14 protein-coding genes and 1 pseudogene are annotated in these 18,901 nt (G+C 69.0%); 5 read left to right on the top strand and 10 right to left on the bottom strand.

The window, feature by feature from the left end; translation table 11 throughout:
* Positions 1-23: 23 nt before the first annotated feature.
* Together QE454_RS05030 and QE454_RS05025 are read left to right on the top strand one after the other, a co-directional pair.
* Positions 24-1,034, top strand: a complete 1,011-nt coding sequence (locus QE454_RS05030) for an ATP-binding cassette domain-containing protein (protein ID WP_307457429.1) — start codon at positions 24-26, stop codon at positions 1,032-1,034.
* Complete coding sequence (locus QE454_RS05025; protein ID WP_116239503.1) at positions 1,031-1,834, top strand: ABC transporter permease; 804 nt, start codon at positions 1,031-1,033, stop codon at positions 1,832-1,834. Before QE454_RS05030 ends, QE454_RS05025 begins: the two co-directional genes overlap by 4 nt.
* Before the next feature lie 91 nt (positions 1,835-1,925).
* Here the strand turns inward: QE454_RS05025 and QE454_RS05020 are convergent, their stop codons facing one another.
* On the bottom strand, positions 1,926-4,688 hold the full coding sequence (locus QE454_RS05020; protein WP_309668544.1) for an AAA family ATPase: 2,763 nt from the start codon (positions 4,686-4,688) through the stop codon (positions 1,926-1,928).
* A 164-nt stretch (positions 4,689-4,852) separates the two neighbouring features.
* Here QE454_RS05020 and QE454_RS05015 point away from each other — a divergent pair, with 164 nt between their 5' ends.
* Positions 4,853-9,343, top strand: coding sequence for an SCO7613 C-terminal domain-containing membrane protein (locus QE454_RS05015; RefSeq protein WP_307457434.1), 4,491 nt, complete (start codon positions 4,853-4,855; stop codon positions 9,341-9,343).
* 61 nt (positions 9,344-9,404) lie between these two features.
* On the opposite strand, the gene QE454_RS05010 is transcribed toward QE454_RS05015, so the two are convergent.
* Both QE454_RS05010 and QE454_RS05005 read right to left on the bottom strand, forming a co-directional pair.
* A complete protein-coding gene (locus tag QE454_RS05010; RefSeq protein WP_307457438.1) occupies positions 9,405-9,842 on the bottom strand; it encodes a hypothetical protein in 438 nt (145 codons plus the stop codon).
* 8 nt (positions 9,843-9,850) lie between these two features.
* Positions 9,851-10,672 (bottom strand): hypothetical protein, encoded by an 822-nt coding sequence (locus QE454_RS05005; RefSeq protein WP_307457441.1) that lies wholly within the window; start codon positions 10,670-10,672, stop codon positions 9,851-9,853.
* A 309-nt stretch (positions 10,673-10,981) separates the two neighbouring features.
* Between QE454_RS05005 and QE454_RS05000 the strand changes: the two genes are divergently transcribed.
* Positions 10,982-11,335, top strand: coding sequence for a gamma-glutamylcyclotransferase family protein (locus QE454_RS05000; RefSeq protein ID WP_307457446.1), 354 nt, complete (start codon positions 10,982-10,984; stop codon positions 11,333-11,335).
* Here the strand turns inward: QE454_RS05000 and QE454_RS04995 are convergent.
* From QE454_RS04995 to QE454_RS04980, 4 genes are read right to left on the bottom strand one after another with little or no spacing between them, the layout of a single operon-like run.
* On the bottom strand, positions 11,324-12,697 hold the full coding sequence (locus tag QE454_RS04995) for a hypothetical protein (RefSeq protein ID WP_307457449.1): 1,374 nt from the start codon (positions 12,695-12,697) through the stop codon (positions 11,324-11,326). The two genes, QE454_RS05000 and QE454_RS04995, sit on opposite strands and share 12 nt — an antisense overlap.
* Positions 12,697-13,359 (bottom strand): GTP cyclohydrolase I FolE, encoded by a 663-nt coding sequence (gene folE, locus QE454_RS04990; RefSeq protein ID WP_307457452.1) that lies wholly within the window; start codon positions 13,357-13,359, stop codon positions 12,697-12,699. Before folE ends, QE454_RS04995 begins: the two co-directional genes overlap by 1 nt.
* Positions 13,349-13,807 (bottom strand): 6-carboxytetrahydropterin synthase, encoded by a 459-nt coding sequence (locus tag QE454_RS04985; protein ID WP_307457456.1) that lies wholly within the window; start codon positions 13,805-13,807, stop codon positions 13,349-13,351. Before QE454_RS04985 ends, folE begins: the two co-directional genes overlap by 11 nt.
* Before the next feature lie 29 nt (positions 13,808-13,836).
* The gene (locus QE454_RS04980; RefSeq protein ID WP_309668543.1) at positions 13,837-15,285 is read right to left on the bottom strand and encodes an MFS transporter; all 1,449 of its coding nucleotides are present in this window, start codon (positions 15,283-15,285) and stop codon (positions 13,837-13,839) included.
* A gap of 123 nt (positions 15,286-15,408) precedes the next feature.
* On the opposite strand from QE454_RS04980, the gene QE454_RS04975 reads away from it, so the two are divergent.
* Positions 15,409-16,032, top strand: coding sequence for a TetR/AcrR family transcriptional regulator (locus QE454_RS04975; protein WP_307457464.1), 624 nt, complete (start codon positions 15,409-15,411; stop codon positions 16,030-16,032).
* 844 nt (positions 16,033-16,876) lie between these two features.
* Here QE454_RS04975 and QE454_RS04970 read toward each other — a convergent pair.
* The 3 genes and pseudogenes from QE454_RS04970 to QE454_RS04960 form a co-directional block, all read right to left on the bottom strand.
* Positions 16,877-16,972: pseudogene (locus QE454_RS04970) on the bottom strand (Fe-S cluster assembly protein HesB); the annotation flags it as partial.
* A gap of 81 nt (positions 16,973-17,053) precedes the next feature.
* Complete coding sequence (locus tag QE454_RS04965; protein ID WP_307457468.1) at positions 17,054-17,368, bottom strand: hypothetical protein; 315 nt, start codon at positions 17,366-17,368, stop codon at positions 17,054-17,056.
* 116 nt (positions 17,369-17,484) lie between these two features.
* Positions 17,485-18,816 (bottom strand): glutamyl-tRNA reductase, encoded by a 1,332-nt coding sequence (locus QE454_RS04960; protein WP_210075887.1) that lies wholly within the window; start codon positions 18,814-18,816, stop codon positions 17,485-17,487.
* Between the last annotated feature and the right edge of the window lie 85 nt (positions 18,817-18,901).

Below are 18,901 nucleotides of genomic sequence, written 5' to 3'. Positions count from 1 at the left end.
AGCCTCCGGCGCATCCTGTCGTCATGACCACTTCCTCCACCCGCACTCCGGCCGTACGAGCCGAGGGGCTCGTCAAGACGTTCGGCTCGAACCGCGCCGTCGACGGCGTCGATCTCGTCGTCGAAGCCGGCACGGTCTACGGGGTCCTCGGCCCCAACGGCGCCGGCAAGACCACCACCATCAGCATGCTCACCACGCTGCTGCGACCCGACGGCGGCCGCGCCGAGATCTTCGGCCACGACGTCGCCCGCGAGCCGCACGTCGTGCGCCAGCTCATCGGCCTGACCGGGCAGTTCGCCTCGGTCGACGAGAAGCTCTCCGCGACCGAGAACCTCATGATCTTCGGGCGCCTGCTGGGCCTGTCCCGCGGTGATGCGCGCCGCAAGGCGAGCGAGCTGCTCGAGGAGTTCGGGCTCACCGAGGCCGCATCTCGACCGCTCGCGAAGTTCTCCGGCGGCATGCGTCGTCGGCTCGACCTCGCGGCATCCCTCATCGCCCAGCCGCCGCTGATCTTCCTCGACGAGCCGACCACGGGCCTGGACCCCCGCACCCGCGGACAGATGTGGGACACGATCCGCCAGCTCGTGGCATCCGGATCCACCGTCGTGCTCACCACGCAGTACCTCGACGAAGCCGACCAGCTCGCCGATCGCATCGCCGTCATCGACCGCGGACGCGTCGTCGCCGAGGGCACGGCCCTCGAGCTCAAGGCCTCCGTCGGCCAGGCCTCGCTCGTGCTGCGACTGAAGCCGGGTTCCGACCTCGACGCCGCGCGAGCGACCGTCGGACGAGTGCTGGATGCCACGGCCATCGTCTCGCCCGAGGCCGCGCGCCTCACGGTGCCCATGTCCGACCCCGACCGCGTCACCGACCTGCTCGTGGCGTTCCGCGAGGAGGGGCTGCACCTGAGCGAGTTCAGCGTCCAGCAGCCCACCCTCGACGAGGTCTTCCTCACCCTCACCGGCACCGGTGTGCCGACCGACGACACCGCCGCGCGCGAGAGCGCCGACGACCTGGAAGGAGCCCGCTCATGAGCGCCCTCACCGCCACCCGCGACCTGCCCCGCACCGCGAGCCTCGCGCAGACCCTGCAGAACACCGTCACGATGGCCGGCCGCGGCCTTCTGAAGATCCGCCGCACGCCCGAGCAGCTGATCGACGTCACGGTGCAGCCGATCCTGTTCACCCTGATGTTCACGTACATCTTCGGCGGCGCGATCGCCGGAGATGTGCAGAGCTACCTGCCGATCATCATCCCCGGCATCCTCGTGCAGACCGTCATCACGACCTCGGTCGTCACCGGCACGCAGCTGCGCGAAGACATGGACAAGGGAGTGTTCGACCGGTTCCGCTCGCTTCCCATCGCTCGTATCGCCCCGCTGTCGGGGGCGCTGCTGGCCGACACGGTGCGGTACGCGATCGCGACCGTGCTGACCTTCACGATGGGCTTCATCATGGGTCTGCGTCCGGCCGGCGGCATCTGGGCCGTGGTCGCCGCGGGCCTGCTCGTCATCGCCTGCTCGTGGGCGATCAGCTGGATCTTCGCGTTCTTCGGCGTCATCGCACGCAGCGCGTCGAGCGTGCAGGGCATCTCGATGCTGATCCTGTTCCCGCTGACGTTCCTGTCGAACGCGTTCGTGCCCTCGAACACCATGCCGTCGTGGCTGCAGTGGTTCGTCGACGTGAACCCCGTCTCGCACCTCGTCACCGCGGTGCGCGACCTCGTCAACACCGGCACGGCGGGCTCCGACGTGATCATCTCGCTCGTCGGTGCGGCGGTGATCGTGGCGGTGTTCGCCCCGCTCACGGTGCGCGCCTACATGCGCAAGGCCTAGTCGAGCAACGCGAGAAGGGTCTCGGCATCCACCTTCGAAAGAGCGGGACGGATGCCGACAGCGGGCGCCGGGGTCACCTCGGCGCCCGCTGTCATGCGCTCGCGCACCCACACGGCGAAGGGGGCGCGTTCGTCGGAGCCTCCGCGGACGGCGTCCGCCCGGGCGAGTGCCTCCTCGGCGCGGTCGAGGCGGTCGACGGCCGCCCGTTCCATCCCGCCACCGTGAGCAGGACGATGGCGATGATGGGATGGTCCCGCGAGTCGGCGGCGCGCGTGAGCCCCGTGCGCAGGACGTCGCGGGCCTCGTCGCAACGCCCAAGGAGCAGCAGAGCCTGGGCCCGCTGCGCGTCGATCCACGCGAGGAACTGATCCGGGATGCCGGGTTGCCCGGTCAGATCGATGCGCTCGATCTGGCGCAGGGCGGCGTCGCCGTCACCGGCGGCGATCTCGATCTGGGCCGCGGTCATGCGCGCCTGCCCCAGCGCGCGAACGGATCCGTCCGCCGCCGCCGCGCGATCGATGTCGGCTGCCCGCCGCCGGGCGAGGTCGAGGCGGCCGAGGCGGAGGAGGATGCCGACCGCCTGAGCCTCCTGCTGAAGCAGATCCGGCGCGGAGGTGAGGCCACGGATCGCGTCGCCGGAGCGGTCGATGACGGCGAGTGCCTCGTCGAGACGGTCGGCGAGCACGAGCCATTCGGAGCGCAGCTGGCTGGCGAAACCCGTGCCCCACGGGTCGCCGATCATCTCGAACATCTGCAACGCCTTCGCGCTCTCGACCCCGAGTGCGTCCATGTCGCCGGAGTTCTGGGCGGCTCCCGCGCGCAGGGCGTGCAGAATCGCGCGCGACCACGGGGGAGCCTCGGCGAGCTCGTCATCGGTCACCTCGACGTGCCAGGTGCGCTCGCCCTCGCCGCCTCCGGCGAGAATCACGGTCGCAGCCAGCCGCAGGAGGGGGGCCACCAGCGCCGTCACCTCGGAGGGGTACGCCGCCGCCGCCGCCTCGAGCTCGGCGCGGCGGACCGCATATGCTTCGGGGGTCACTGTCGCGGTTCGTCCGGCTTCGGGGAACGACGCGGAGAAGAGGGCGAGAGACTCGACCACCACCCGGGCCTCGCTGTCGAGCGGGGCATCGGCGTCGGCGAACTCTCCGACCGCGCGGCGCAGGTCGTCGCCGCGCTCGCGCACCGCCCAGGGCCACAGCAGGCTGCGCAGCAGCGGGATGCCCTCTCTCCGATCGCCCGAGTCGACGTAGGTGCGTAGTGCTGCGGCCAGGTTCTCGTCGTTCGCGTCGAACCAGGCGAGGGCCGCTCGCAGCCCCGGTCCGCGCACGGTCTGCTCGCGCTGTGCGGCGAGACGGGTCAGGACTGCGGCCGCCCGCGCGCGGAACGGCACCTCGTTCCCGTCCTCGCGCAGGCGTTCGAGACCGTACTCGCGCACGGTTTCGAGCATGCGGAACCGTCCCTCGCGTCGGACGAGCAGCGAGCGGTCGACGAGGGCGTCGAACTCGGCGGCATCCCTGTCGAAGGCGCGAGCCACGGGGGCAGCGTCGGCCGCTCCGATCCCGTCGGCGAAGACCGCGGCGACCTGCAGGGCGGTGCGCTCGCCGTCGCTGAGGGTGTCCCAGCTCCAGTCGATGAGGGCACGCAGGGTGCGGTGGCGCTGCGAGCTGAGCCGCGGCCCGTTCGACAGGAGCGCGAAACGGTCGTCGAGGCCCTCGTCGATCTCGGTGAGGGTCAGGGTGCGCGACCGCGCGGCGGCGAGCTCGATCGCCAGCGGCAGCCCGTCCAGGCGTCGCACGATGCGCTGCGCGGTCTCGCGCTCGTCGTCGTCGTCGGGGACACGTCCCCGCGCCGACCGCACACGCTGGGCGAAGAGCGCGTCGGCGTCCGCCGGGGGGAGCGGCCCGAGGTCGACGAATGCCTCGCCGGCGATGCCCAGCGGTTCGCGACTCGTGGTCAGCACGCGCACTCCCGGGCTCATGCGCAGCAGATCGAGGGCGGCCTCGGCAGCCTCGTGGATGACGTGCTCGCAGTTGTCGAGCACGATCACGACGCGTCGACCGGTGACGGCCTCGGCCACGCGCTCGGCTGCGGTCAGGGGTGCGCCCGCCGATTCGGGCAGGCGGATGCGACGACCCACGGCACCCGCGATCGCCGTCCACACGTCTCCCGCGGCGGCCGGGGCGAGCTCGACGACGATCGAGTCGGCGACCGCGCGCGCCGTCTCAACGGCGAGGGTGGTCTTACCCGCGCCGCCGGGACCGATGAGGGTGACGAGACGATCGGTCGTCAGACGTTCGCGGATGGCATCGAGCTCGACCTCGCGACCCACGAGGGCGGTGAGGGCCGCGGGCGTGACATCGGCAGCGGGGAACGGCCCTGTCGCGGGCGCGGGCGCGGCGGCGACCAACCGCTCGGCGTGCGATCGGTCCTCGAGCAGGTCGCGGACGAGCCAGTCGAATCCGTCGTGCGGGGTCCACACCTCACCGTTCCACAGGGCCAACGCTTCCCGCGCCGGTGCGGCATCGCTCGTGGCACGAGCCTGAGCGACGAGATCCTGGAAGCGCGTGATGTCGATCTCTGTCCGCGGCAGGTCGAGTCGATAGCCGCCGGGGGTCGATGAGACCGCGCCGGCGGGGAGCGTCCGACGCAGACGCGAGACGAGGGATTGAAGAGCGGCGCGGGGATCGTCGGGGGTGTCGAGGCCCCAGATGTCCTCCGCCAGCGCCCGGTAGCCCACCGTGGTGCCGGCGTCGACGGCGAGGCGCAGCAGGAGCGACTGCTGCCCGCGGCCGGGCACGGTGGCGTCTCCCTCACCCGTGTCGACGCTCAAGCCGCCGAAGAACCGCACCCGCACGGTGTCCACCCTAGGTCGCGCGGCGGCTCGCGACGCGGTGGGTGCGTCTTCATGATGTGCCCGGTGGAAGTGGTGCGCCTGGGGAGGAGGGTCCGCCGTGGACAACCCCGGCAGAGACCCCGCACTTCGCTAGCCTGGTCGACGACCAACGCCGAGGGGGCACGATGACGGAAGTCGACGGTGGGGCACAGCTTTCCGGGTTCGCATGGCCGCCGGGGCCGGGCGCGCTCGTCGACACCTCGCGCTGCCCTTCGTGCTTCGCGGCGATCACCGTTTCGCCGTGCGCCTCGTGCGGCCTGAACCTCTCCGATGGGCGCACCGCGCGCGTGCTCGAGCTCTCGCAGCGGATCGTCGCCCTGGTCGATGAGCGCGCCGACGTCCTCATGCGGGTGCATCGCGGCGCCGAGGCCGAGGCTATTCGCGCAGAACAGGAGCGGATGCCGGCTGCCCCCGCGTCCAAGCTCCACCCGGTGCTGCCGCCTCCCGTGGTGACGCCGGCGAGCGACCCCGTCACGACGGCCTCCGCGGCATCCGCCTCCGTCCCCACGGCACCGGCCTCGATCCCCGCGTTACCCGCCTCCGTCCCCGTGACGGTCGCGGACGAGACGTTCACGCCGCCGTCCGTGCCCGCCATCGCTCCGGGACCGCTCGTCGCACCCCCCGCCACGCCCCCGTTCGCCGGCGGCCCTCCGGTCCTGTCGACCCCGCCCGTCGCCGCGGAGTCGTCGAAGCCCCGTCGCTCCAGTGTCCAGGTCTTCCTCCTGTCGGTGGGCGTGGTCCTGCTCGCGGTCGCGGCGGCCTTCTTCCTCACCGTCGCGTGGATCAGCGGCGGCCTCGTGCTGCGCTCGATCGTCATCGGACTCGTCACCGCGGCGATCATCGCCACGGCGTCGCTGCTTCGCCGGCGCGGTCTCGGCGCCACCGCCGAAGGCATCGCCCTGCTCGGGATCGCCTTCGTCGCCCTCGACGTCTGGGCCGTTCGCGCCAACGATCTGGGCGGGGCGGCCTCCCTCGAACCCAGCGTGTACTGGGGCGCGACGACAGTGGTCGCGGGTGCCGCCTTCGTCGGGTGGGCGCGCCTGTCACGCCTGCGCGCCCCGCTCTCCGTCGCCGTCGTCGCCCTCGCCGTCGGCCCCGCGATGCTCGTCGCCGGGATCTTCACGCGCGACGCCGCCCTCGGCTGGTACGCCTGGGGGCTCACCCTGCTGCTCGTCGCCCTCGCGGCACCCCTCGCGCCGCTCCTCGGGCGGGCACCCCGCCCGAAGCTGGCCGTCGAGATCGCCGTCGTCCGGGGCCTTGCGGGCCTCGGCACGGTCGTCGCGCTGACCGCCGCGCTCATCGTCGACCCGCGCAGCACGGCCACCCCGGCCGTCCTGGGCGGCGTGCTCGCCCTCGTCCTCGCCCTCCATGCGTGGGCGTTCGCCCGTCGAGGTGATGCGACCCTGGCGCCGACGGCCGCTGTGGCGGCGGTGATCGTCGTCGGCGTGGGCATCGCGGCCACGGTGGTCCGCGCGGCGGACGCCACCCTGGCGGTCACGGTGCCGGTGCTCGTCGCCTCGGCCATCGCGCTGGCTCTCGACACCGCTGCCCGTCGCGTCGGCGCCGGCCTGGGTCGCACGACCGTCGTCGTCGCATCCCTGGCGGCGGCGATCGCCGCGGGCGTCGCCGCGATCCTCCCGCTCATCACGGCGTCGACGGCCGTCGGTGCCCTCCTCTCACGAGCAGCCCTCGTGTTCGATCGTGCGGCGCTCGACATCGGCATCCCGGATGCCACCAGCACCGCCGCGGTAATCGCGCTCGCCGCGATCGTCGGTCTCGCCGCCGCGGTCTGGCGCCTGTCGGGGGCGTGGGCGGATCGCCGGACGCCCGCGTTGATCGCTGCGGCGGGTGTCGCTCTGCTCGCGGGGCCACAGCTGCGCGTCCTGGTCCTCGTCGTCGCCTGGTACCTGGTGCTCGCCGTGGTCGCCGTCATCGTGCTGCGTCGCCGTCGCGGCGACATCGCCCTCGCTGCGATCGGGGGTTCCCTCGCCCTCGGGGCGGGATGGCTGCTGTCGTTCTCGTCGCCGCTCGCGTGGGGACTGGCGACCGTCGTGGTCGCCGCCGTGCTCGCGGCCGTCGCCGGCGCGCATGCGAGTCTCCGGGTGCCGTCCACGGTCGCGGTCGTGTTGTTCCTGTCCGGAAGCGCCCTTCTCGTTCCGGGGGCGTTGCGCGCCGGCGCCGATGTCGCCATCGACGGCGCCACCCCGCTGACGGTTGCGCTCGCGGTGGCATCCCTGTCTCTCGTCGCTGTCGTGGTTTCGTTCGCTCGACGATTCGGTCTCGGCGACGCTCAGCGAGGCGCCGGAGCGGTCGCCGCCCTCGCGGTGATCGTGGTGGTCGCGGGCCCCGCGCTGCTGTTCCGCATGGGTACCACGTCCGAGGTCTGGATGCTCGTGTCGGCGCTGGTCGCCGCGGGCGCGTCGGCGGCGGTCCTCACTCCGCCGTATCGGTCGTGGCGCGTCGCGCGGCCTGTCGCGGCGCTGATGACGCCGCTGCTCGTCGCGGGGGCGGCGGGTTCCGGGTTCCGACTCATCGACGCTCTGCCTCTTGTGCCGGCGATCGTCTACGCCTCGATCGCCCTGGTCATCGCCGCGGGGGCGCTGCGCTTCCTCGGTGACGACCCGTCCACTCGGTCCTGTGTCGATGTCGGAACGGCGTTCGTGGCCGCTCTGTCGATCGTCGTCGTCCCGTCGCAGGGCGTCCGGTGGGTCCCGCTGCTGTTCGCGGCGGTCACCGTCGTGCTGTGGGCGACCGACAGCGACGGTCTGTTCCGCTCTCGCGGCCCGCGCCGACACCTCATCTGGCTCGCCCTCATCCTGGGCACCCTCGCGCTCTGGACGCGATTGGTCTGGCAGCAGACCGACACCGTCGAGCTCTTCACCGTGCCCGTCGGCGTCGCGGTCCTCGCCATCGCCGCCGGTCAGGAACGGGCTCGACGTCTGGTCGCGGGCCGTTCCGTGGCGGGACCCGCGGTGATCGCTGCCGCGGGCACCACCGTCGCGCTCGCCCCCAGCGCCCTCTCCGCCCCTGACGACCTCGCGCGCGTCCTCGTGGTGGCCGTCGTCTCGGTCGCCGTGCTGATGGCCGGGGCCTGGATCCGCCCTCCCCGCACTCCCGACGAGCTCCCCGTCGCCGTGGGCGCCGCCGGGGCTCTCTCCCTCGTGCTTCTCACGGCCATGCAGCTCGTCCACTCCGCGGATCGAGGCGGCGTCGGTGTCGCAGATCTCGTCGTTCTGGTGGCCGCGGTCGCGATCGGTGCGGCGGCGGTCGGGGTCGCGCGACGTCCCGCGCAGTGGGCACCGCCGTCGGCTCGGCACACCGTCGTGGCGGCCGCGGCGCTTCTCGCGCTCGGGTCGACCGTGCTCGTCGCCGTCGACGCCGGTCCGATCGTGCGCTTGGTGGCCGCGGTGGTCCTGCTCGGTGCGGTCGGCGTCACGGCGCTGCGTGTGCGCCACCCGTTGGTCGGGGTGCCGCTCGCGATCACCGCGCACTCCGGGGCGGCCCTCGTCGCCCTCGTCGGTGTGGGCGCGGATGTCCGGCCCATCGAGTGGGCGACCGTCCCGCTCGCACTCGTGTGGATCGCCGCCGCCGCCGCCGTCGTCGACCGCCGTCGCCCGGTTGCCGCTGCCCCGGTGCTGTTCGCCGCAGGAGGTCTGGCGGTCGGCCTGCTGCCCTCAGCGGTGCTCGCCGACGCGTCATTGGTGCGCACGATCGGCGTCACGATCGCAGCGATCGCCGTGTTGGCCGTCGCCCTCCTCGTGCTCCGTGACGCGCTCGCTCCGCTGGCGGCCCCGGCGATCGCGGTCGCATCGCTGAGCCTGGTGGTCGCGGCGGCCCTCCGTGCCCTGCACGATCTCCCCGCCGCGCTCTTCGACGTATGGATGCTCGCGGCGACGCTCCCGCTCGTCGGAGTCGCGGTTCTCGTGCGTCTGCGGCGTCCGGACGTTCCGGCCTCCGTGCCCACCGCTCTGGCGATCGCCGCCCCCGCCGTTGCCGTCGCACTGACCGCCGCTCGGCTCTCGGCGACGGCAGAAGGTCCGCTGCGTCTGGTCGCGACCCTCGTCGCCGTCCTGGCCCTCGGGCTGTGGTGGAGCCGTGCGATCGTGTTGTGGACGACGACCGGTCTGTCGGCCGTCCTCGCGCTCGTGGCGCTCGTGCTCGGCAGCGCCGACCCCGTCGAAGCAGCCACGGCGCCGTTAGCCGCGGCGCTGCTCGTCCAGGGCATCCGCACGCTGCGTCTGCGTCCCGAGCTGCGCACCTGGCCCGCGCTGGGCGTCGGCCTGGCGCTTCTGCTGGTCCCCTCACTGCTGTTCGACTTCTCCGGCGGCAACGCGCTGTGGCGCATCCTCGCCCTCGGCGTCGTCGCCCTGGCAGTGTTGCTGGTCGGCGCGCGGTTCCGCTGGCAGGCTCCCGTGTTGCTGGGCGGAGTCGTGCTGGTCCTCCACGCCGTCGCCCAGCTCTGGCCGTGGATCACCTCGCTCTACGAGAGTGCTTCCGGCCTCTGGTGGCTGTGGCTGGGCATCGCCGGTGTGCTCCTCATCGTGATCGCGGCGACGTACGAGCGTCGCATCCGCGAGGTGAAGGCGGTGGCGCTGGCGATCCGCGCGCTCCGCTGAGCCCCGTGCCTCTGGCGCTCACGCCAGGAGCCTGCCCGCGCCCTCCGATGGAGCCGAGGTGTCAGATGAGCGGACCGTGCGAGGCGAGGGGGGCGCTCGACGACGGCGTCCGCCAGTTTGAGCGGCAGAGGACGACGAGGATGGCGGTGATCACCACCGCGTAGATCGCGACGGCGATCCCGCCGGGGTCGCCCAACACCGTGCAGGCCGGCAGCACCAGCATGAAGCCGCCGATGATCAGGGAGACCAGGACCAGCGCTCGATCGATGGACGCGCCGCGTTCGGTCTGCGCACCTCGGCGGGCGAGGACGAACGAACGGGCCGCCACGACGGCGAAGAGCACCGCGACGAGCAGATTGCCCGGGAGGGCGAGGAAGGCCGCGCCGACCGAGGCGACCCACACGTCGAGGGCGACGAGCAGCATCACGAGCGTGATGGGTACGAGGACGGCGGCGACGACGCCCCGCCAGAGGGCGGAGCGGGCAATCGCAGTCCTCACGTCGGCGCTCACTGGCTCGCGAACCCGGGCCAGGCGGTCGCGCGCTCGGCGACGCCGTCGATCTGGCTCTGTGCGGTTGGCGGCCTCGACGTGTTCACGACGCTCATGTACACGACTCTCGGCATACGGACGAGTTCGACCGGGTCGGCCAGCTCGGTGGCGTAGACGTCGAGCGGGGTTCCCGCGAACAGCCCCTGCGGGGTGTAGTCCTGGGCAGCTGCGCGCGCGTTCGCCAGGGCGGCGCGCAAAGCGGAGGTCACCTCCTCGCCGTCGGCGGAGCGGAGCCAATCGCGGTTGAACTCGAGTTCGCGCAGGTCGTCGCCCGGCCCGAGCACCACGTGCACGTGGCCCTCGCGATCGCTCGCGGTCGTCGCCCGCGAGGCGCGCTCCCGCACGATGTCGAGGCTCTGTCGCAGACGCTCGGAGTAGTCCTCGAGGAACCGGTTGACATTGCGGTGCAGGGCGTCGCCGTCGGCGTCTTCGATGAGGCGTTCGATCTCTCCGCCGGTGCGCGTCGCGGTCAGCGTGGAGCGGGTGGGTACCGTCGGCGCCTCGGAGCCGAAGGCCTGCGTCCACGCGCCGAGCCGTTCGGAGGCGGCGGTGCCGACCGTCGTGAGCACCGCGGTGGCGAGATCGTCGGGGGCGATGGCCGTGCGCCAGAACGTTCCGATCTCGATCTCGGGAATATCGTCGGCCCACCGTACGGCGATCTGACGGTGCGGGTCCTCGGTCACGGTTGTGGTGTCGGCGCCCAGTGCGACCCTCATCTGGTCCGCTTTGCGCGTCACCTCGTCATGGAGCGCGAAGAGCTGCTCGTCATCTGTCGACATGGTCCCCCCACCTCTGGTCGCACGGGCCGACCGACCCTGGCCGGACCTTTACAGCGTTTCAACCTAGTCAGAGACGGGGGCCAAGGCGAGCCGTATGAGAGAACCCTCATGAGTTCCGGCGACGCGGCATCGTGCGCAGCAGGAACGCTCCTGGCCGACGTCGCCGACTGCATCGTTTGGATCGCCCCCGGATTCGATGGCGCGGTCCACGCGCAGGCCGTGACGCTCACGCTTCGTGTGAACGTAGGACGACCGCATCGACCAATACGGTGTCGCCTCGGCCAAATCTCGATCTGGCATAGTTCGCTCATGCACTCACAGACAGAGCTTCCGGTATTTTCCTACGGCGCGCTCGCTCGTCCCGAGTTTCAGCGGTCGCTTTTCGAAGAGCTTGTTGCCGTCGAGCCAGCGAGGGTTCGCGGGTTCAGACTGGAGCGGGTGCCAATTCCTGCGGAGGAGCTACTTCCGACTGACCGGGAGCCGTTTCGATCCGTTGCCGTGCCAACAGCCGACCAGGACTCCGTCGTCGACGGGTTCGTCGTACGACTATCGCCGGCACAGATAGAGCTGGCGGACGAATTCGAGGCTCCCGAGTACCAGCGAGGTGTTGTCGTCCTGGCAGACGGGTCACGAGCGTGGATGTATCTGCCCTCAGACGGCTGAAAGTTCGGGTCCTTGGCGACTGATACCGCGTAACTCGTAACCGCCGCTGGTTGTACGGACCGATTCGTATGCTAGTCGCGTCTCGATGACACGGCGGATGATTTCCTCGGCGGGGTCATGCAATCGAGTAGGACGCCCTTGATACATGACGGGGATCTCGTGGAACCATCCCTCGTAGTATCCACGTTGCGTGGCCCAGTTGGCCTTGAGTCGGAGAACATCCGACCACCCATGCTGCTCCTTGTCCCGCGCGCTTAAAATTCGCGCAACCCCCATCAGTGCCCCTGCTCTTGGGGGGTCAGCCTGCTCCGCCTCAGCGACCATATCGCCGGCAACACGTGAGACGAGCGTGCTGATGTCTGCAGCCGGGTCTACCTGAAGATCGTCGAGAGTTCCGGCGAGCTGATCGAAGAGCTCGTCGAGCGGGCTCAGAAGAACGTTCAACGGCCAGAGGTAGATGCATGCGAGATAGTCGACGACTCGCTGGACGTAGTGAGGATTGTGATACTTCAGGAGATCTTCGGCGAACGCGCGAACCTCTCGGAAATATCGGACCCCGTTCGCGATGACTTGCTCGCGGGCTTCGTCGTCGAAAAGAACGGTGGTGATTGCGCGGTGTGTGCGATGCGCCCAGTACTCATAGTTGAATGTGCTGTGCATGTCTTCGCCCCACGCGTCCACACCATGGTGTAACCCGCTCAGCGACATCGGCGAGATCTTCCCGATCCCGAATGAGGGGTTCGTGTACAGGGCTACATGATGAAGATAATCGTGTATGGCCCCATCCCAGGCACGGTTGTACATCGACAGTACGTCTCTGCGGTTCTGGTCACGAAGCAGCTCCATCACCTCGGAGTCGATCGTCGTGACGCTCAGGAGCACACCCGCTCCGTTGCCCTGATCGTCTTGGCGCTCGATCCGCATGAATCCCCACGCGTTCCCGAAGCCTTCGATGTCGTACAGTCGAGGAAACGAGAAGGTGAGAGCGTCAGCATCCGAGAGTCCGTTTTGAGCCGCAGGGTGCAGTGGACGGTCCGTGAGGTGCGCTTTCTCGTCAGGCGCGTCAGCGAAAAGCGTTTCTGATACGACATGGTTTTGCGAGACGTAGAGGACTCCGCTCAGAGCCGGGGTCTCACGAAATAGCTCGACGAGACCTGGAGTCCATTGAGGGTCAGCGCCAGGCCGAGACCGAATTTGACGTTCCCACTCGACCAGAAACGGAGTGTTACGTTCGCACTCCATCTCGATCAACTGAGTGAACGACTCGGTCCTGTACTCCTCGATCAGGCGAGTGAGATGGCCGCCGTCGTTGAACTCCTCAGCGCGGACATCCCACGCAATCGCATCCCCGGCGTTACGCATTAGATATTCACCTCCGACAGCTTGGTCAGCGAGGCAAAGAAATCGCGCCGCTCCTCGCCAGCCCGGAACCTTCCACCGAGGTCCACCGTTCGCGTAAGCGCGTCCCGGTCCTGGATGCCTCGCATACGCACGCAGAAATGCAAAGCGTCAATCACGACAGCGACGTTCTCGGTTTCTAGGACCTGAGACAGCGTCGCCCGGATCTGGCAGGTGAGTCGCTCCTGCACCTGCGGACGACGAGCGTAGTACTCCGCGATGCGATTGAGCTTGGAGAGTCCGATGACGTGCTCTCCCGGAATGTACGCGATGTGGCAATACCCCACGATCGGTACGAAGTGATGCTCGCAGACGCTGTGGATCGCGATGTTGGTCTCGATCAGGGGCTGGTCGTATCCAAACGAATTCTCCTGGGTTGTGATGCGCGGGAACTTCTCACCGCTCAGTCCCGAGAACAGCTCGTTCACCAGCATCTTCGCGTAACGGTGGGGAGAACGCTGGAGGGAGTCATGGTCGATGTCCAGCCCCAGCGTCGTCATGATCTGAGCGAAGTGATGCTCGATCCTCGCGATCTTCTCGTCATCGCTCAACGAATTGACTAGGTGGGGGTACCCCGACTCGCTCGTCGCCGCGACCAGGGCTCCCGAGATGGCGTCAGTTGACAAAGCGCTCTCCTTCTCCGGCTCGCCGAGCGGTCGCGGAGCAGTTGTCCGTCTCGTACACGGTTACGCTTTGAATTTGAACTCCGGTGCCGCTCAATACCTCTGGGCAGACGTGGTCCAGGAGGTAGCGCGCCATCTCCTCAGCGGTCGGGTTGAACGGACACAAGAAGGGTTCCTTTTTTCGGGGCAGCGATAGCAACGCCGAAACCACCTCGGTGTCGCGCTCCCACACGAGGAAGTTGTGGTCCCAGTGTTCATCGATCCAGCCACCGACACGGTCCTTCAAGACAGAGAAGTCGATTACGCGGCCGATGTCGTCGAGCACGCTTGCCTGCGCTTGGATGGACGCATAGTAGTTGTGCCCGTGGACGGTCGCGCACTTGGACTCATGGTTCATCACGCGATGACCAGCGGAGAAATGCACGCGGCGGGTACAGGTGAGATCGGTCATGTGTTTGCCTTCCAGGGGCGCGGATATCATCAGGCTGTCTCACGACGAAGCGTCGTGAGGGCGAGCGTGGCTGCGGCGGCCATGAGAACGGCGCCGATCGTCGAGGTCGTCAGGACGCCGGAATCGAACGCTGCCCCCGCTGCAGTCATGAGGGCGTCCGCGGTCGTTGCCGGCAGAGCGCCCGCTGTCGCATGGGCGCCCGAGAGCGTCGCTCGTGCGGCGTCTGCCTGCACCTGCGTCAAACCGTCTGGCAGGACGAGAGCACTTCGATAGGTGGCTGTCAGAATTCCTCCGAAGACGGTGACGCCGAGCACTGTGCCAAGCTCGTACGCGGTCTCGGACATGGCAGATGCTGCCCCGGCCTTATCGGGCGCGATATTGGCCATCAGCATGTCACCAGCGAGCGTCTCGGCGGATCCAACACCGATACCGATCAGGATGTAGGCCAGGCAGATCGCGGCGACGACAGGGCTCCCGCTGGTGATCGCCGTAAGCAAGTATGCGGCCGCCGAGCATAGGAGGCCTGCGGCAATGGCCGTCGACGGCCGCATGACCTTGACCAGCTTGACGACAGCGAGACCGGCGATGATATTCGCGAGCGCACCAGGAGCCAGCAGCCAAGCTGCCTCCAAGGCAGACAGCCGCGCAACCAGCTGCAGATGCTGCGCAGCGAAGAACAGGAAACCCGTGAGCGATGCGATGCTGACGAGGTTCACCAGGATCGGGCCGGTGAACCCGCTCCTACGGAGCAGCCGAAGGTCGAGCATTGGATTAGTAACCGTAAGCATCCGCCGGACGAACAGTGCCCCGGCGGCGATACCAATAACTGCCAGCGCCCCTGACAGAGCATCCGGCCCACCGTCGGCGGCATGCTTTATGGCAGCTACGAGAGGCGCAAGCGTCAGGGCCGACAGCAGGATCGACAAGCTGTCTAAAGGACCGGGTTCGGGGTCGCGGGATTCGCTGACGAGCAGCGGCGCCGCCGGGAGGAGAACGACCGCGAACGGCACCGCGATCAAGAACACCGCCGGCCAGCCGGCGATGCTCACGAGCCAGCCGCCAAGAATTGGACCGATAGCTGCTCCAGCTGCGAAGCCGGTCGACCAGATCGCGATGGCCAGCCGGCGCTCAGCACGGACATGAAACATGTTGCGCAGCAGGGAGTGCGTCGCGGGCAGGATGACGGCACCGAAGACTCCTGTGAGCACGCGTCCAACCAGCAAGAGCTCTGCGGTCGGGGCGAGGGCTGCGCCGAGCGACGCGATCGCGAAGCCTGTCAGCCCGATCATCAAAGTGCGACGACGGCCGAAGCGGTCGCCGAAATTGCCGCCGGCAACTAAGAGGGAGCACAGTACCAACGGGTACGCGTCTATCAGCCAGAGCTGCATTGCCGGCCCCGGCTGAAGCTCGGCTGCAATCGAAGGCAGCGCGAAGTTCAGCACCGTGTTGTCAATTGTCACCAACAGCACCGGCAGCATCAAGACCGCCAGCCCTGCCCATGCACGCCTGCCGGCTGGGGCAGGCGCAAGTTCAGTCGTTTCCACAAGCCGGTACTGTACCGGACGTCCCGTATGTGGACGAACAGAGACTACGATTAGCTCATGCCCAGTGACTTAAGGACGCGGGACGCGATCCTGCAAGCGTTCCGTGACATCGTGGTCGAATCGGGCGAACGCTCAGCCACGATCACGACCACTGCGGCTCGCGCTGGCGTGTCAAAGGGCGGACTCTTCTACTACTTCCCCACGCGCGATGCACTCGTCGAGGCACTCATTGAGAGCCTCGACGACCTCAACAGAGATCACTGTGATCGTATTCGTACGGCGAAGGAGGGCCCAATAGCGTATTTTCTCCGTGACGCGATCGCGACGGGTACTCCTCTAGATCTCGCCCTGACGGCCGTAACCCGTCTAGATCAGTCCGGTAAGCACCCCCGCGCACGTCCCGCGCTGGATCGAGTCGTACGAGAGTGGCGTCAAACTCTTGAAGACGTGCTCGCAGATGCGCCTCTCGCACGTATCGTCGAAGTCCTCGGTGACGGGCTGTTTTTCAATAGCAGCCTGGCAGGTTCTGCCGATGCTGTTGTCGCTCCACGCATCACATCGTTCGAGCTCGAAGAGATGATCGCCATCATCGCGAGTTTCCATCGCGCCTCTAGGGAAGCGGCCGGCCCGCGGGGGGCCGCTTCGGCAGTTGGCCGCGAGACGCAATCCGCCGGACCTTGAATCGACGGGAGGACCGTGATCGGCCCGCTCAGCCAAGGGTGCGCTGAAAAGGTCGCGACAAGGAGTTTCACTTGCTCATTGAGTGATCCACCACCTCTCGGGGCGGCTGGCGGGGAGGCGGCCCCGAGCAGCGGGTCGGTGACAGGGAGCTCGCTGGTCTCAAGCCCACTCGAGCTTCTCGCGACGCTGCCCGGCGAGGCGTGCTCCGTAGCCGCCAACGAAGACGGCACGGCCCGGGTCTGATCGATAGCTCCAGCGTCGGCTGCTCGTACCCGGCTCGAACCGGGACGTGCGGGAGACTCGCGTGCGGAAAGTCCGCGTTCTCCGCACCGGGGCCCTGTGTTCACCAGTCTCGACCACCTGGCCGGACCAATACCGCTAGACAAAAACCGCCCTGGTATCGGCGGCGCCGCCATCGAGCGAAGCAATAACGGTCGAGGTCAGTACTTCCAGACGCAAGGCTTGGCCAGCCGCAGTTCCTGCGCTTTGATGCGAGCGCGCTGCCCGGGAGGGCGGGGAGAAATCCGCGCGCCGGAGGCGGCCGCCGCAACTGCGCGTACGCGCCCCTCACCGGACGCTTCCGAGGATCCGGCCGAGCTGCTGACGCTGTTCGACAATGAGGGCCGGGGCAGTGGCAAGCACTCGGCTAATCGCCGCGCCTAGTTCCGAGGGGTGTAAGTCTCTATGCGATCGTGGCGTCGGTCTTATCCCGAACCTGCCATCGCGCCCTCAGCGAGCTGGTCGCTCGGGTGGCTTTACTGAGTTCCCCACCTGCGTCCCATTTTATCGGCGATGTCTGCGCTTGCTTGGTAGCGTCGCAAACGTCTGCGCATCATGGTTAAGTAACCTGCTGGTCGAGCAGCATGCCGATCAGCAGAGCGAGCGGGTTACTCGACAGCAGTTCGTCGGCGGCGGGGTCGTCGGTGATGCGCAGGCTCATATGCTCATTCTCGCGCGTCTCGACGCGGGCGGGCGAGAGCGCATCTCGCTCCCGAGTCGGCGTCAGGTCGCCACCGCTACGTCAGCCGGATGCCGTTTCGTCGCCCGCCGCGGCTGCGTCGGGCTCGGCGATCCATTTCCGCGCGAAGGGCACGGCATCCATCGAAGCGAGGTCGGCGGTGACCTCGGAGATCTGTTTCTCGAAGTGCGAGACGCTGCCCGGTTTCAGCCGCTTCACGAGTGACCCGTCGGCCCGGCGGATCACCGTCTCCGACACGGACGGCGCGTCTTCCTCGATCTGCAGCAGCCCCAACACGAGCGTCGCCGCCCACCGCGGAGCATTCCCGCGCCGACGTTCTCCCGCGACGACATAGACCTCGGATGCCGGTGTGCTCACGGCATCCATCCTGCCCGACGCGCGCGTTTCGACGAGGGATCCGGCTCCGCCGCAGCCGGCGCGGACACCCGCTCCCCGCACCGAGGACCGCGGCGCGATGAGGGGCGGGAGGGCCCTCAGCCCGCGTCGGCGATGTCGCGACGCTCGGCGGCCGCGGGGTCGGCGACCTCGATGCCGAACAGCGCCGAAAGAGCGTCGATGTACTCGTCGGCGCGGCCGGTCTCAGCGAGTTCGTGCGCCCGGGTGGTCGGGGTGTGCAGCAGCACGCCGACGAGGTGACGAAGCGCCTGCTCGGTCTGACCGCCCTCGTCGCCGCGGGCGCGCACGCGGGCGACCTCGGCGTCGAGCACGCCGAAGACGTGCGCGCGCAGGGCCACGACGGCGGGGGTGATGTTCTTGCGCTCGCCGACCGAGGCGAAGCGGCGGGCCGCGTCGCGCACGAGATCGCGTGCCGCGTCGGTCGCCTGAAGCTCTTCGAGTGGGGCGTGCAGGCGGATCGTCTCGAGGTCGAGCAGGTCGACGCCCGGGACGGTGGCGACATCGGGGTCGACGTTGCGGGGGAGGCCGAGGTCGATGACGAGGCGGCGCGCCGTGTGATCGACGGGGCACACGCCCGCGGCGCCGTCGACGGCGGTCGCGTAGGCCCCCCGACCCGCGGCGAAAGTGGCGGCGCTCAGTACGTGGTTCTCGCTGGTGGTGCAGGTGATCACGAGGTCGGCGTGGGCGACCGCGCTCGGGAAGGTCTCTGCCGAGACCGCCCGCAGGCCGTGCTTGATCGAGAACTTCGCGGCCCGGCCGGAAGGCGAGTACACCGAGATGTCTTCGGCGCCCTGATCGCGCAGGGCGGCGACGGTGGCAGCCGCGTACGCGCCGGTGCCCACGAGCAGCACCCGCTGGGTCGACCAGTCGGCGATGCGACTGTCGGCGAGTTCGAGGCCCAGGCGTACCAGGGAGCGTCCGGCACGGCCGATCGCGGTGGAGTTCTTCACACCGCGCTGGGCTTCGGACGCCCGCTGGAACAGGCGCTCGAGTTCGGCGGAGGTGGTGCCGAGCTGACGCGATTCGTTGAGAGCGCGTCGCACCTGACCGGCGATCTCGCCCTCGCCGACGACGACGGATTCGAGCCCGGATGCCACCGAGAACAGATGCTCGGCCACATCGCTGCCACCGAGGACGGTGTAGGAGCCCTCGAGCTCGCTGGCCGGAACGCCGGTCGCGGACTCGATCGCCGCGAGAGTCGCCTCGATGCCGAGGGCGACCGCCGCGGTGACGGGCTCGTCCATGTCGACGTACGCCTCGAAGCGGTTGCAGGTCGCGACGACGACGGCGCCCTGGACGCACTCGTCGTGCTCGGCGATCAAGGGAGCGACGGGTGTCGCGGGTACGCTGAGCCGCTCGAGGAGATCGAAGGACGCGGTCTTGTGACTCGCGCTGACGCACAGCAGCACGAAGATATTCTACGCCCGCGTTCCTCGGGGTATTCCGGGCGGCCTCTCGACGTCAAGGCATCCCCCGTGTTGTCCAGGCGCGGGT

Origin of the sequence: Microbacterium sp. SORGH_AS_0454 (genome assembly GCF_031453395.1) — a bacterium.
In the GTDB taxonomy this organism is placed as follows: domain Bacteria; phylum Actinomycetota; class Actinomycetes; order Actinomycetales; family Microbacteriaceae; genus Microbacterium.
This window is presented reverse-complemented; position numbering and strand designations above follow the sequence as displayed.